The organism is Nostoc sp. DedQUE07, assembly GCF_034530975.2.
In the GTDB taxonomy this organism is placed as follows: Bacteria; Cyanobacteriota; Cyanobacteriia; order Cyanobacteriales; family Nostocaceae; genus Nostoc.
Window position 1 is genome coordinate 1 of the sequence record NZ_JAVRCC020000039.1, and the last position, 15,202, is coordinate 15,202.

10 protein-coding genes and 1 pseudogene are annotated in these 15,202 nt (G+C 40.1%); 3 read left to right on the forward strand and 8 right to left on the reverse strand.

All coding sequences use genetic code 11. The features are described 5' to 3' along the window. Window positions 1–134: 134 nt before the first annotated feature. Both RMZ95_RS24500 and RMZ95_RS24505 read right to left on the reverse strand, forming a co-directional pair. Window positions 135–470 (reverse strand): XisI protein, encoded by a 336-nt coding sequence (locus RMZ95_RS24500; protein ID WP_322686892.1) that lies wholly within the window; start codon window positions 468–470, stop codon window positions 135–137. Continuing rightward, window positions 458–873: pseudogene (locus tag RMZ95_RS24505) on the reverse strand (XisH family protein). Before RMZ95_RS24505 ends, RMZ95_RS24500 begins: the two are co-directional and overlap by 13 nt. Window positions 874–1,080: 207 nt before the next feature. On the opposite strand from RMZ95_RS24505, the gene RMZ95_RS24510 reads away from it, so the two are divergent. Then, entirely contained in the window at window positions 1,081–2,442 is a 1,362-nt protein-coding gene (locus RMZ95_RS24510; protein ID WP_409883688.1) for a DUF4157 domain-containing protein, read from the forward strand. Window positions 2,443–2,445: 3 nt separating this feature from the next. Here RMZ95_RS24510 and RMZ95_RS24515 read toward each other — a convergent pair whose 3' ends face one another. Beyond that, window positions 2,446–3,324 (reverse strand): NAD(P)-dependent oxidoreductase, encoded by an 879-nt coding sequence (locus RMZ95_RS24515; RefSeq protein WP_322686890.1) that lies wholly within the window; start codon window positions 3,322–3,324, stop codon window positions 2,446–2,448. A 79-nt stretch (window positions 3,325–3,403) separates the two neighbouring features. Beyond that, window positions 3,404–4,147, reverse strand: a complete 744-nt coding sequence (locus RMZ95_RS24520; RefSeq protein ID WP_322686889.1) for a tetratricopeptide repeat protein — start codon at window positions 4,145–4,147, stop codon at window positions 3,404–3,406. 641 nt (window positions 4,148–4,788) lie between these two features. Here RMZ95_RS24520 and RMZ95_RS24525 point away from each other — a divergent pair. Further along, on the forward strand, window positions 4,789–6,525 hold the full coding sequence (locus RMZ95_RS24525; protein ID WP_322686888.1) for a trypsin-like serine protease: 1,737 nt from the start codon (window positions 4,789–4,791) through the stop codon (window positions 6,523–6,525). Between the two features lie 85 nt (window positions 6,526–6,610). Here RMZ95_RS24525 and crtO read toward each other — a convergent pair whose 3' ends face one another. The 4 genes from crtO to RMZ95_RS24545 all read right to left on the reverse strand — a co-directional run bounded on the left by crtO (window position 6,611) and on the right by RMZ95_RS24545 (window position 12,518). Then, a complete protein-coding gene (gene crtO / locus RMZ95_RS24530) occupies window positions 6,611–8,305 on the reverse strand; it encodes a beta-carotene ketolase CrtO (RefSeq protein ID WP_322686887.1) in 1,695 nt (564 codons plus the stop codon). A gap of 104 nt (window positions 8,306–8,409) precedes the next feature. Beyond that, a complete protein-coding gene (locus RMZ95_RS24535; RefSeq protein WP_322686886.1) occupies window positions 8,410–9,171 on the reverse strand; it encodes a DUF2993 domain-containing protein in 762 nt (253 codons plus the stop codon). A 102-nt stretch (window positions 9,172–9,273) separates the two neighbouring features. After that, a complete protein-coding gene (locus tag RMZ95_RS24540; protein ID WP_322686885.1) occupies window positions 9,274–10,650 on the reverse strand; it encodes a cytochrome P450 in 1,377 nt (458 codons plus the stop codon). 485 nt (window positions 10,651–11,135) lie between these two features. Continuing rightward, window positions 11,136–12,518, reverse strand: coding sequence for a cytochrome P450 (locus tag RMZ95_RS24545; protein WP_322686884.1), 1,383 nt, complete (start codon window positions 12,516–12,518; stop codon window positions 11,136–11,138). A gap of 186 nt (window positions 12,519–12,704) precedes the next feature. On the opposite strand from RMZ95_RS24545, the gene RMZ95_RS24550 reads away from it, so the two are divergent. After that, window positions 12,705–14,918 carry a phosphoketolase gene (locus tag RMZ95_RS24550; protein ID WP_322686883.1) on the forward strand — a complete coding sequence of 738 codons (2,214 nt, stop codon included), beginning with the start codon at window positions 12,705–12,707 and terminating at the stop codon, window positions 14,916–14,918. Window positions 14,919–15,202: the final 284 nt, after the last annotated feature.

Below are 15,202 nucleotides of genomic sequence, written 5' to 3' on the forward strand. Positions count from 1 at the left end.
AGTGCGCGAAACACCGAAACGTCTTGGCGGAAATTAATTCCGAGAAGGCAGAAGTGCAATCGCTCGATACTATAAAATGGGGTTCCCGAAAATTTAGACTTTCGACAAATTGTGTTACGAGTGCGATGTTGTCGTTAAAAAACTCCATAGCCCGTATATTCCCGCATTTCAGGAGATTGAAATCCTAAAACAATATCATCTTTTGGAACCCCTCGCTCTACAAGTTCTTGAGCCACTCTCATTTCCGTCATATTCTGCTCAATCGAAATTTTTCCCTGTTTAATATCCAAATGTAAAACACAATCATAGACTCGCCGATGACCATCCCATCCCACATTCATAACCATGTAATGGTCTTGTTTTGTATCAAAAACGGTGTAACAATCAATCTGACCATTTGCGATGGGGATAGCAGCATAAGCTGTCAACAAGGACTGAATGATATGGCGATTAGACTTTAGGATATCCATTGTACAATTACCTCTTGAATTGGGTCATAAATAATTTGTTTAATCTGATATCTGTCTATAGATATTTGGGCAAATTCCCGCTTAAAAAAAGCTTCATAAACACCTATAGGCACTGCCAAATAGAGAATGCGAGTTGGATCGCTGATTTCTAAGGCAAGCCGATAATTCAAAAACTGTCCTAACGCAGCATGATAATCTGTTAGTGGTAAATCACTCAGGAACGTTTTAATCTCAACTGCAATTTTTTCTTCACCCCGCTCTGCCGCTAACAGTTGTTCTGCACCTAAATCTATTTCAAACTTAGTTCCGCCAACTTCCAGTCGCAGAGGATCATCGGTTATCTTCCACTGCTCTTTTCTAAAGCAATTCTAACCACAGCATGAAATTTATCTTTAGCTGGCATCGTGAACTTTTTCTGATTTACTTAACATTTTAGTGCGATCGCCAATCTTATCGGTTGGGTTGAGTGCGATCGCCCGATACCATAGAATCAGGTTCCCGAAAATTTATACTTTCGATAAATTGTGTTACAAGTGCGATCGCAGTACTCTAGATATTATTAACAGTAAAATATTCATCTAGCTACTGCTTGGGCAATCTGGAGAAGAAAATGAGAGAACATGTCAGTCGGCAGAAAAAAACTACTACAGGCTTCTCAATTCCATCCCTGAAACAACCGATACGCGGCTTTGGTTTGGAGTCGTCGGCAATTTCACGCCAAGCAATTCCTAAAATACAACCACTCCATAAACCAGTTACTCACGATATCAGTCGCATACCACTGCGTACCCAAGCAAAACTCTCAATTAGCCAGCCTGGAGACAAATACGAACAGGAAGCTGATAGCGTTGCACAGCAAATAATGCAAACAATGGCGCAACCTGTAAATCGCCAGTCTATCCAACGAGAAACATTGCCAGAAGATGAAGAAGAATTGCAGATGAAACCTCTGGCAAATTCCATCACTCCTTTGGTGCAACGAGAAGAAGCGCCAGAGGATGAGGAAGAATTGCAGATGAAACCTCTGGACAATACACTGCAACGAGAAGAAGTGCCAGAGGATGAGGAAGAATTGCAAATGAAATCTCTGGACAATGGCACGCTGCAACGAGAAGAAGTGCCAGAGGATGAGGAAGAATTGCAAATGAAATCTCTGGACAATAGCACACTGCAACGAGAAGAAGTGCCAGAAGATGAGGAAGAATTACAGATGAAGCCGATGGTGCAGCGTCAGGCTAATGCTGGGATGGTTGGTGCGCCAGACCTGGAAGCGTCCATTAACCAAGCTAGGGGTGGTGGAGTGGCGATCGCAGACAATATCCGCAAACCGATGGAGGTGGCATTTGGCGCAGATTTCAGTAGGGTGAAGGTTCACACAGATGGTCAATCTGACCAGTTGAATCGGTCAATTCAGGCGCGTGCTTTTACGACGGGACAGGATGTGTTCTTTCGTTCGGGAGAATATAATCCTGGGAGTCGGGGAGGACAGGAGTTGTTGGCGCATGAGTTGACCCATGTTGTGCAGCAAAATGGGGGAGTATTAGATACCGCAAATGTGCAGCGAGTGTGGGGGAGTGGACTACCTGCTAGTGTAAAAGCACCCCCTACAGAAGACCAAAAAGCCAAGGCAAATGCCGAAGAGCAGGAGAAAAAAAAAGCCCAAGAGCAGGAGCAGCATCAACAAGAAGTACAGAGTTTCATCAATAAAATTGAAGACTTTATACTAAAGGATGATGGAACAGCTGATGGGACAAAGACGGGAAGATGGAATTATTTTCCAACCTTTAAGATTCCACAGAAAATTTGCGATGACGTGATTAACGTATGGAGGGGAAAAAGCGGACAGAACTACCATGTGCTTGACAGTCACAGAAATAATGAGGGTTATATAAATTTTTTAAGGAAAGATCCCAAAAAATCATCTTCTACAAAATCTGTAAACGCGAATATCCATGTATACATATCCAATTAACACCTAACCTTCACTGAATTGTATTGCCTCTAATTCTTCCCTTACAGATAAAGGCTGATACCCCAATGCAAAAGCTTTGGAACTATCCAAAGAAACATCAGTTGGTCTAGGTGCTGCCATTTTCACATCTTGTTGGCGGCAGGTTTTAAGTCTAGTGGCGGGAAGTTGCAATACTTCTACTAATATCTGTCCAAAATCATAACGTGAAATCCGCTCTTTGCCACCTAAATGAATGATGCCATTAACTTTTTCTAATGCTAGTAAGAGTCCTTTGGCGGCAGTTGTTCCACTTACTGGGGTGCGAAATTCATCAATAAATAAATTTAGTTCTTTTTCGGCTTGTAAAGTTTGAATAAATGGCTGAATAAAGCTTTTCGCTGTGGGTGTTGCTGCACCAAACATCAACGGCATTCGACACACTGCGGTCATGGGATACCTTTCTAGCATATCTGCTTCTGCGATCGCCTTTTGCTCGCCGTAAAGATTGACAGGACACACGGCATCTGTTTCTCGATATGGAGCATTTAAACCATCAAAAACTAAGTCGGTTGAAGTAAAAGCACAAGGAATAGAATTATCCGCGCAAAGTCCGGCAATATTGCAGGATGCTGTGACGTTAATTGCGTGCGATTCTTCAGGGTGGGTTTGACAAAAATTTGGTTGTGAATGTGCAGCAGTATGAATAACTGCTTCTGGTTTGACATCATTAAATATACGTTTCAATTCCTGAAAATTTGTTAAGTTTGCTTGTAAAATTTTCATACCAGGAATCTCTAAAGGATGGGATAAATAAGTGCCATAAATATCCCATTCTTGTTTTGCAAGCTGGCAAAGATGCCATCCTAAAAAACCGCTTGCCCCAGTGATTAACAATTTTTTCATGTATAATCGTAAACCGCTCAAGAAAAAATCCTTGTTACAGCAGGCTTATATTTTACACTGAGTAGTGGCGCATCAATTACTATTGCAGTAATTCCTGAAACTGCTTTTCACTACGCACTTTGCTAAAGTCTGGGTCAGTTTTTGCTAATTTCTTGTATTTATTAGGAACAAGCTTGATTGCTTTGTCTAGGTTCTCAATTGCTAATTCTAGATTGCTTTGTAAAGCATAAGAGCAAGCTTTGTTGTAATACGCTTGGTGCAAATCTTGCTTGATAGCGATCGCTCTATTATAAGATGCGATCGCATCTTGGTAGCGGTGCAGCTTTGTCAGAGCTATACCTCGGTTAATTAAAGCTTCATATTTGTCGGGTTTGATGGCGATCGCTTTGTTGTAAGATGTGACAGCATCTTTGTAGCGTTGCAACGATGTTAAGGCGATGCCACGATTATACCAAGCTTCATATTTGTCGGCTTTGATGGCGATCGCTCTATTATAAGATCCAAGAGCGTCTTGGTAGCGTTGCAATGATGTTAAGGCGATGCCACGGTTAATCAAGGCTTCAGGACTCTCAGCTTTGATGGCGATCGCTTTATCATAAGCTTTTATGGCATCTTCATAATTTTGTCTATCTAATAAATTATTACCTTGATGAAAGTAATCTTCTGCTTTTTGGGTAGCCTTCGCTTCTATGAAAAGTTGGGTTACATTGCTTTCTTGGACAACCTGTGTAGTATTTTCTACCGATGAGTTTCCCCCACCACTACAGCCAAATGTCAAGAAAGCTATCAAGCCAGATGCAACAAAGCAGTGCCGAAAAACCATGCTGTACCTACAAAAATTATTAGATAATGTTCAAATTTGTTAGTTTTTTGAGTATTATCAAAATACACTAGTTTTTACCCATTAATTTACTTATATTTATTTTGCCAGAAAATTTTATTGACGATGCATAAAACTTTATCAAAATCAAGCGTGTGTAATAATATCATATTAAGTACACATAAAGCAATCGCTTAGAACCTGCTTTACTCAAAAAACAATTTATTTGTGCTGCTATATATATTGCGTAGCTGTGACTCGTCGTAAACATCGCATTTGTGTAGTAATTCATCCTGATGAGAAGCTTCTTCAAACCGCCAATGCCGACGGTATAAATCAGCCAGGATCGCAGAGGTGAAGACAGAAGTAATATCAGAATAGTTAGTTTTTCCAACCTCTATCTCTATTAATTACTTTTATTTTATGCTTAAAAATAAAATTCAAAGTAAGCTCTAGATATTGATAAATCGTAGAAATAATTTATATTAAATATATGGCAATTTAAAGTTTTAATATTACTTAAAAACTTATTATCGGGAAAAATTCTCATAAAAATTGCTAGTGCATTCATAATGCCATGAAATAATTTTTGGCATTAAAATTGTATATTTTGTATTCATCATTTTTATTTAGGATATAAAAGTATGTCTCTTTTCTCCCCTGATGGTCGGACAAAAGTTAGCAACACGACAACTTCTCCATTTAGTGCTGTAGGAAAGATGAGAATAAGTTGGAAAGGCCCAGATGGGGTTATTAATACTGCTGATGATATTATCATTAACGGTTCTGGCGCCATGATTGATTCCTACCACTTTTTAACAGCAGGACATTGTGTATATGATACGAGATATGGAGGTTGGGCAGATAAAATTGAGGTGATGCTTGGTTCTAAAGGAAATATCATTGCTGGTACAAACCGGGCTGATTATGAATATTATAGTGAAGCAAAATCTGTTTATACACGTTCTTTTGATGGATGGACTCAAGGAGATCAAACTAAAAGCGAAACTTTTCAATACGATATAGGATTGGTTACTCTTGACCGCAATATTGGAAACTTCACTGGCTGGTTTAACTATGGATATGACGATAATCTCAGCAGTGGAACTTTAATGAATGTCACTGGATACCCTTCTGATAAATTTGATTCCAATAGCGATGGGAAATTTGACAACTATGATATGTGGACTCAGAGTGGAAAAATCACAAGTACAACTGACTCGATCTTGCGTAGTAATGAGCTAGATATCCTACCTGGAAATAGTGGAGGCCCTCTCTGGCTTAATAATTCCAACACAAATAAACCAACTATTTATGGAGTAGCTTCAAATGAGACAACCAGCAACAAAACTCCGCTTTACAATGAGTTCGCCCGAATTACAAGCACTCGATATAATGAGATTCAAAACTGGATCGACCAAGACAATACCGCGCGCCAACCCACTGACAAAGCTGATTTAGTAGATTCTGATGTGTGGTTTAACACCACTCTTGGAAGTTTTAATAATAAAACTATCAAATATGGGGAAAATTTCAGCATCACAGTCTATCCTCGCAACAATGGTACAGCCGCGACAGACACTTTCTCGGTTTCTTTTTATGCTTCCACTGATACCAATATCACTGATAATATTGGTTCTCATTACTTAATTGGTAATACAACTATTTCTTCGATTAATCCATTCAATTCGGGAACAGCGACTTGGAGCGGTGCGTTTCCTAATATCCCAATTGGAAATTACTATGTTATTTCATTTCTAGATCCAACTAATTCAATCCAAGAGTTTGATGAAAGTCTAAGCAGCAACCAAAAGGTATTTAAAACTTTACTCACTGTTACCAATAGTACGCCTACTTCGCCAGATATGACCGTTTCATCAACCGTTAGCTCTCCTTTATCAGCCAATGAAGAAAATCTTACCTTAACAGGTGCAGATGATATTAATGGGACTGGTAATACTAGTAATAACAATCTAAATGGTGGAAATGGCAATGACATCCTTATAGGGGGAAGTGGTAATGATACTTTCGTTGGAGGTTTAGGTAACGATACACTAACGGGAGGAACTGGATCTGATGTTTTTACTATTAATACCCCTGCTGAGGGTATTCATAACATTACAGGTTTTTCGTCCTTAGATGACACAATTTATGTTTCTAAAATCGGGTTTGGAGGTGGACTTAGTGAGGGTATACTTCAAGCCACGCAATTTTTTATCGGTTCAGTAGCAGAAGATAGTAGCGATCGCTTTATCTACAACAATAATACAGGAGGTTTATTCTTTGATGCTGATGGTACAGGCTCATTTAGTCAAATCCAAGTTGCTCAACTAGCAATAGGTCTAGCTATGACTAATACAAATATTTTCGTGATTGCCTAATAAGTAAAGACGCGATAAATCGCGTCTTTACATAAGGGTTTTGGGTTTATCTAAACTGTATTACTCTATTTTCTCTGTGCAAGGCTTAACTAATGCCAAACACTGACTCGACAGTTGACTTAATCGAATCCCGCGCATCTTTCAAAGTTTGGCTAATGGGATGTTTTGCTTGCAAAAATGCGCGCGCACAATTGCGTCCCGGCATTCCCGAAATTGAACCACCTGGATGAGTCCCTGCACCAGTCAAAAATAGATTATCAATTGGCGTTTTGTAGTTCGCTATTTCTGGCAAGGGACGGAAGAATACCATCTGATCTAGGGTCATGTCAACATGGTAATAATTCCCTTTGTACGCACCTAATCTTTCTCCTAGTTCGGCTGGACTTTCTACCCGACGGGCGATAGTTGCATTCTTGACATTGGGTGCATAGTCTGCCAATTTATCAATCACCCGATCTGCAACTTTGTTTTTCAATTCATCCGTCCAACCAGTACCTTTTAAACCAGTGCCTTCTGCACCAGCAATTTGATAAGGAGCAAAAAACTCAATCCATAGAGTGTGCTTACCTGGTGGTGCTAATGTGGGGTCTAAATAGCTAGGCATCACCAAGTACATTGATGGGTCAGCATCAGGAATTTCTCCCAAAGTACATTTACTATGAGCCTGTTCTACATGAGCCACAGAATCAGCAATCAAAATAGAACCAACCAGATATTCATCTTTGTGAGCGTGGTGAGGAAAGTGGAGTGGTTCGTCTAAAGCCAAATCTATTTTGAGGATGGTTTCGTTGTTGTTAACGATGCGGCGTTCTAATCTTTCCCATAAATTTGGGTCGGCTCCATCAATATCGCTTTTATCTGTCATTTGTAAGAACAACCGCTTGGCATCAATATTAGAAATAACCCCGTATTTAGCGCGATATTCTTTTCCACCAGCAACCCGCACACCTACAGCTTTGCCATCATCAATTAAAACTTTTTCAACGTGCTGATCTGTGAGAATAACGCCACCTTTACTTGTAACTAAATTCACCAAAGCTTGCACAAGTGCGCCAGTTCCGCCGCGAGGTCTGGCCATCCCTGGATTATGACGCATTGCCATCATAATTGCACCAATGGCAAGGGTTTTTTGTGATGGCGGCGCACCAAGTTCTGCTGATAGTCTGGCTAGTGGCGCTTTCAGAAATTCTTCATCAAACCACTCGTTAAGTAAATCCTCAGCGCTGGTCAACATCGTGCGAATAAAGTCCAGCGTTTTGTTTGGAGAACCAATAACAGAAAATAAATCTTTCAGTTTGGTGATGTCGTAGTTACCAAGGATGTCTATAACTGATTTTGGCGGTGCATTAAACATAGGAATCATTGCACCTAGCGCTCGCTGCCAAAAGTCTACAAATTCTGCATATTTTTTGGCATCACGTTGGTTGTAACGGGCGATTTCTGCACAAGTCTTTTCCAGCGACTTATGTCCTAAAAAATACTTCCCATCAGGATGAGGACAGAAAACAACTGGATCGCACTCCAAATAATGCAAGCCATATTTTTCTAGTTCTAATTCTTCAACAACTGGCCCTAAATGAATAAATTCATGGTCAATCGCACACAAATTGAATTTAAATCCAGGAGCTTCTTGCGGTAAGCATTCTTCAGTTGTTGCTGCGCCACCTGGTACAGAACGCTTTTCTAGTAACAGAACGCTATAACCAGCTTTTAGCAAATAAGCTGCGCAAACTAGTCCATTATGTCCAGCACCGATCAGCACAACATCATACTCTTGCATAGTTGGAATTTAGAAATAATAAGTAACTTTTCAAATGTTAGAAAATTTTTATGACATTGACATCATCCCTCAGTAACAAAATTTATCTTTATTAAAGATAAATTTTACTCAGGAGATGATAGACTTTCTGATGATGGTATTTGCCTCATTTGAGTTTCTACTAGAAGCACTAAACTACCAGTTTCTACTTTTACATCTTTAATATGAAATACCATATCTTCCCATTTAAAATATGGTATGTTCATTAATTCTTTGGCTTTTTGTATTAAAGCTGTAACTACTTCTAAGGATATTCCCCCTCCCTCAGTGCAGTTAAAACTCTCCAGCATCGCAGGTTGTGAATGAGTCCGTGGACGTGCGATCGCAGTATAAGCCAAAGGGCGAGTATTTCCCTTTTCCTTTAACAGTACTCTTCCCCTACATTCTATTTTGCCATCACCAGGTAAATATATTTCAATTTTTTGTGCTTCAAAACTTACAATTCTGCCATCTACATCCAAGTCAAAATCTTGCATCTTGCTGCGAACAAAGTCTGATGCCAAGGTACGGTTCATATCTACTTCTGTGAGTACAATACGAGCAATGGCATTTACTGGATCGTTAAGTTCTATTTGGCCAAAAAGGGCGCTTAAGGGATTAATGGTAATACTTTCTGTTTGCAGTTTTATTTCCTGTACGCGAACATCTTTTTCGATCGTTAATCCTTGGCCTGTAACCGAAACTCCATCCGCCTGTCCCTGAACTATTTTAAACAGATCGGTTTGTACATCTATTTCTATTTTTTCTACTTCATCTAGCTTTTCAGATATTCTTCTTTCAGCTTCTTGGGATAAAAATTGTTCCTCCAACCGATGCTCATCAGGCATGAATTAGTAAGCTCCTAAATTTTCTCTTACTATTTACTGTAAAGGCTGGATGCTAAGGAGCGGATCTATATTTGGATATATGCAAATTGGAGGATTGAGTAATTAAGTAGAAAGTATTGTTTGTCTTTTTAGTTTTGCTTTTTTAGTAACAACCATTTTTACACCGCCGCTAGGGACAATTGTAATGCCACGACGGACTGGATGCACAGGACGTTTATCAGTAAGGCTTAATTCAAAACGGGATAATATTATAGCTGTTACTAATTTTAGTTCGTACATGGAAAAGGCTGCACCAATACAACCGCGATAACCTCCACCAAAGGGTAAATATTCGTAAGGTGAAAATTTTTGGTTAAGGAATCTTTCTGGCCGAAACTGTTCTGGTTCTGGGTAAGTCTCGGCTCGGCGATGTGCTAAATAAATACAGGGAACTAAAACTGTTTCTGATGTAAATTTATGCCCCATAATTTCCACTCTATCTTTTACCATTCGCGGCGTGCAGATTAAAGCAATAGGGTGAATTCGCAGTGTTTCTTGACAAACGGCGGTGAGATAAGGTAATTGGGCAATTGTTTCAGGATTTGTGAGATTGTCCAAAGTATTTAGTTCTTGCATTAGCCGATGTTTAACCTTTGGGTGAGAGTGAATTAAATAAAATACCCAAGCTAATACACCAGATGTAGTTTCGTAACCCAATAGCAATAATGAAACTAGTTGATCGCGTAATTCCTCATCTGTCATTTGTTGCCCATTTACGTCATACGCTGACATCAGCAGACTAAGAATATCTGTACGCGCAGGATCATTTTGCCAACGCCTTTCAGAAATTTCTGCATAGATGAGTTTGTCAATTTGCTCTCGTCTTTTTAAGAAAATTCCCCAAGGACTCCATGCGCCTAAATCTTTTTGCAGCGAAGGAAAGAAAAACAAGCTGGAATACCAAGGTTTAGTTACGTCTTCTAATAAAGAACTCAATTGTTCTTTTAATTGTTGGTAACGCACACCATGAGTAATACCAAATACCACTTGTAAGATAATTTCTAAAGTGATATTTGACATTAATTTGTGTATACAAATATTTGTATCTGATGTCCAATGTTGTGTAATCTCTTCAGTTATTTGACAAATTGCTTGTCCATAAGATTTTAAATTATCGCCATGAAAAGCTGGGAGTAATAGCTGTCGCTGTTGTTGGTGCGATCGCGCCTCTTGAAATACAATAGAATTCTCACCAAACAAGGGTTTAAATACATGGGTTGCTTTTTTAAAATCTAACTTGTGTGCAGGGATGGCAAAACAATCGCTAATTGCTTGGGGATGGCTAAAAAATACTATCGGTGGTGACTTTAAACCCATTACCTGTACTGTGAAAACATCACCATATTTGGCAGCATTATTTTCTAAAAATTTTGTTGGTTCAGCAATTAATTGCAGAGTTTGTAACAACGCTGGTGTACTGATATTCTCAAATAGTTTCATTGTTTATTGAATAATTTTAGGATTTAACAAGGCGCAAATAATTCAATCTGCTTGGGTTAAGGCTTAATTCTCCCCAACGTTCCTTAAAAAAGATGCAATTAGAGCAAGCTTTTTTAATATTTTCAGGGGATAGTCGGGAGTTAATTAACACTAAGTAACCCGTAGTGGTAATTAATCACTATTAATTTTTACAAAGTTAATGATAATATTTTTTCTGAATTTTTAAAGCGATTTACAGAAAAAACTTACTCAATTATTTTGGGATACACATATTAAAGTTACGTCTTTTGGTGATATTAAAATGCCTTATTTTAATGTATAATCTCACTCTTAAAATTCATTCTTTTTACAGTTGTAATATATTAAAATCCCCTATAGTCCTCTTTTAAAGAGGACTATAGGGGATTGTTTAAAAGCATTGAAAATCTATCTAAATGTATAGATGATTGACAGTTTGCTGAACGCAACCATTAAACCTCGCAGCATCAAACAGAGGTTGTCTGGAGGATGGAAGACCTCACCTGACGTTGACTCGTGACAACCATCTCAATGGGACGATCTGGCCCTGTCACTAAACCACGGCGTTTAGGTCGCACTTCACCTTTATTAACTAGTTCTAATTCCTTGCTAGAAAGGATTTGAGCAAGTGCTAGCTTCATTTCCAACTGGGCAAACGCTAGCCCAATACAGCGTCTAGCACCAGCGCCAAAGGGCAAATATTCATAAGCAGAAAATTGCCGTTCTAAAAAGCGTTCTGGCTTAAACTGCTTAGGTTCTGGATAAATATCTTCCCGTTGGTGGGTCAGATAAATAGAACCAATTAGGACTGTACCCGGTTCTAGTTCGTAACCGCCCAGCGATATTGGGGTTCTAACTCTTCTGGGAAAAGTTAGCATACCTACTGGATAAATCCGCAATGTCTCGGAACAAACAGCGTTGAGATAAGGTAATTTGAAAACAGTGCCAGGATCTGGGTTATCGCCCAAGCTATCTAATTCTTGCAGTAGCTTTTGGCGCACTGATGGTATTTTATGAATCCAGTAGAATGCCCATGCTAAGGCTGTTGCTGTGGTTTCGTGACCAGCGACTAACAGAGTCATCAATTCATCGCGCAACTCTTCATCGGTCATGGGTTGACCGGCTTCATCTCTAGCAGCCATGAGTAAGCTAAGAATATCCGTGCGTGATGAATCTGGTTGTTCTCGACGTTCCCGAATTTCCTCGTAGAGGAGTTGGTCAGCTTCTTGCTGAAGGCGCATCTGATTTCCCCAGAAGTTAATCGGGCCAAAATCTCTTTGCAAAGCTGGAAAATAAAGCAAAGCTATACTTAAGCGAGAACTGGCCTTTTCTAAAAGATCGCCCAAAAAATGCTGTAGTTTTTCGGCGCGAGGCCCTTCATATAGACCAAATACAGCTTGCATAATCACCCGCAGGGTAATAGCTTGAGTTGCAGACCGAATATTAAAGGGTTTGCCTATCTGGTATTGGTTGATAACTTGCTTGGTGACATCGGTAATCACCTGACTATAATTCCGCATTCTTTCGCCGTGAAAGGGAGGCATTAACAACTGGCGTTGACGCTGGTGTTCTGCACCGCTAATGCTAATCACAGAATGCTTTCCCAGCAAAGGTTCAAACACCTTATTCAGATCGCCAGGGGCTTCTAATTCCTTGGTATCAGTTGTCAAAATTTGCTGTTGCGCTTGGGGGTTGCTGACAACCACCATAGGAGGCAGATTTTTGTCTAATCGGAGAGTAAAAATCTCGCCATAGGTTTTGGCACAATCCTGCATAAATAACATCGGATTAACAATCCAGCGCATCATCTGTACAACTGCTGGAGTTTGCGGCCCATTTGGGAATTTCATAAATTTTTTTCCGATTAAATATTTTTTGCTACTTCAACTAATTGAAATTTTGGTTGCCTGACCATTTAAAGTACTTATTCTAACGTTGCAAAAAAGCAATAAACTGTTACAACCTCGAAGATGTAAAATTTTGGTTAAATTCAACGAGCATCTACAGTTTCACTTCATCGTCAAAAGGTACTCAGCATGACTGCAATCTCCCCAAAGGCATCTTCAGCGCTTCCTAATTTTTCGGAAGGGATTCAATATTTTGGTGAAGCTTTACCAGATTTTGAAACTTATGGTGCAACACCTGCTATCGAATCGGGCAAAGTAGCGATCGCATCTCCCACAGAACCAAATGCAGTATATCAAACTTTACTTGCTGCCGATGCCCTGCGCTACCTAACTTTGCAAGTTACTGGTAGTAAAGCTTCTGGGCATCCCGGCGGATTCGCCAGCCAAGCAGAAGCTTACGCATCTCTTGTCATGCTGGGATACAAAAACATTATTACCGAAGTCGGACACCACGCCCCCGGATTTTATAGTGCCATGTTCTTGGATCGATCGCTAGAGGACATGGGAATTTTTACAGTCCAAGAATTGCGCGATCGCTTCCGAGAAAAGCACGGACTTTTAGGACACCTTTCTGGTTACATTCCCGGTATTCTCGCACCTGCGGGGCCTTTGGGACAAGGGCAACACTTTGCAATGGCGGCTGCGCTATTGCACAAAGATAAGTTGTTCCCCTTTACAGTTGGGGATGGTGGATTGGGTGAGCCTTATATTGTAAGTGCGATCGCACATTTTCATACTGCTTATCCTGCTGTCACCAACTTTTTGCCGATATTAGTGTGGAACGGTTACAGCCAAGAACATCACAGCATGGTTTCCCTGAAAACCAACCCAGAGATGCAAGCATATTGGCAAGGTAACGGTTTTGATGAAGTTGTGTTAGTTGATGCCAAGGATTTCGACGATCGAGATCAACCAGGGGATTACGTTGATAGCACTGCCTTTTCCTTTGAGAAGCGCCTAGAATTTACTCAAGCAGTACTTTCGGGTGTAGATAAAGCAGCGCGATCGGCACTGGGTGGTAAACTTACCGTCTTCATCATTAAACAACTCAAAGGTGCAGGAGTCCACGCGCGAGGTGCAAAATCCCACAACCTTTATCCTAAAGACACGCTAGATGCGCCTCATATTATTAGTGCATTGCAAACCCGTGCTTTGTCTGTGGAAGCTTGGCAATTAGTTAGAACAAATGCAGAACGTGCCGGTGGTGGCCCAGCAGGGAAAACTGTGGTGACAGAATTTGAATTTCCATTACCAGATTTAGGCGAATTACCTTTAGAAGAATATGCAGTTGGAGGTGAACCAAAAGTTTCCACAACTGCGATGGGACGATTAGTAGGAATAGTTGGAAATAAAGATCGAAATTTCCTTGTCACCAACGCCGATGGTAATGAAGCATCAGGAATTGCGAACATTAACCAAGCATTAAAGATTATCCACCCCACAACCGACGATTTATATAATCAAGCACCAAATGGACAAGTTTATGAACCATTGAGTGAAGATGCTTGTGCTGGTTTAGCTGCGGGTTTAGCGTTAATGGGTGCGAGAACTTTGTGGTGTTCTTACGAATCTTTTGCCATCAACGGATTACCAATTTGGCAAACTGTAACCCAATCAATGGCAGAATTGCGCCGTCCAACTCCCTCGACTATTACTTTATTCACAGCAGGCGCATTAGAACAAGGGCGCAACGGTTGGACTCACCAACGTCCCGAAATTGAAGCTTACTTTGCTTCATTGATGCGAAATGGCAATGTTTTTCCATTATTTCCGCCTGATGCTAATAGTATTCAAGCTTGTTATGATTGGGCATTGAAAACTAAAAATAAGGGGATTGTAATTACAGCAAGTAAATCGCCGTTACCAATTCGCACAACTTTAGAACAAACTCGTCAAGGGTTGCGCGATGGTGCGGTGTTATTACATGAAATTGCTGGCGATAAACAAGTTGTATTTGCTGTAATTGGCGATATGACATTAATGCCAGTATTTGAAGCTGCTGCTTTCTTAGAAACTGAAGGTATTGGTGCGAAGATTGTTTCTGTTATTAACCCCAGACGTTTGTATCGTCCCCACGATACAGCATGGGATATCTGTTCCGAACCTGATGGCGATTTCTTAGATGATGCGAAATTTGCCGAATTATTTGATGGCGATGCGCTAATTGCTGTTACAGGTGGCGCTGCGGGGATGCTAGAACCTATCTTGTTAAGGAGTACAGCCAAGCGCGACACCTTTGCATGGAAACGTGGCGAAACTACCGCGAGTGCTGGTGAGTTGATGGCGTTTAATGGATTAACTGCTGAAGCGTTAACAAAACGTGCGATCGCATTAGTGCATTAAAGCCGCGATTGTCTTTTATTTTATCGCAAATATACGTATGGGAATGCTGAAAAATTGCGTTTAATGCGTATATTTGCGTTTTTTTATGAGAATTTTTAAGGCATTGAGACTAGTTTATAAATAAATCTGGTTAGATTTGCTGAAATTCTTTAACGTTAACAGGTTTTTAAGTCACAAAAGCTACTTTTCAAGTCACAAAAGCTACTTTTCATCTCACAAAAGCTGCTTTTCATGTCGCAAAAGCTGCTTTTCATGTCGCAAAAGCTGCTTTTCATGTCACAAAA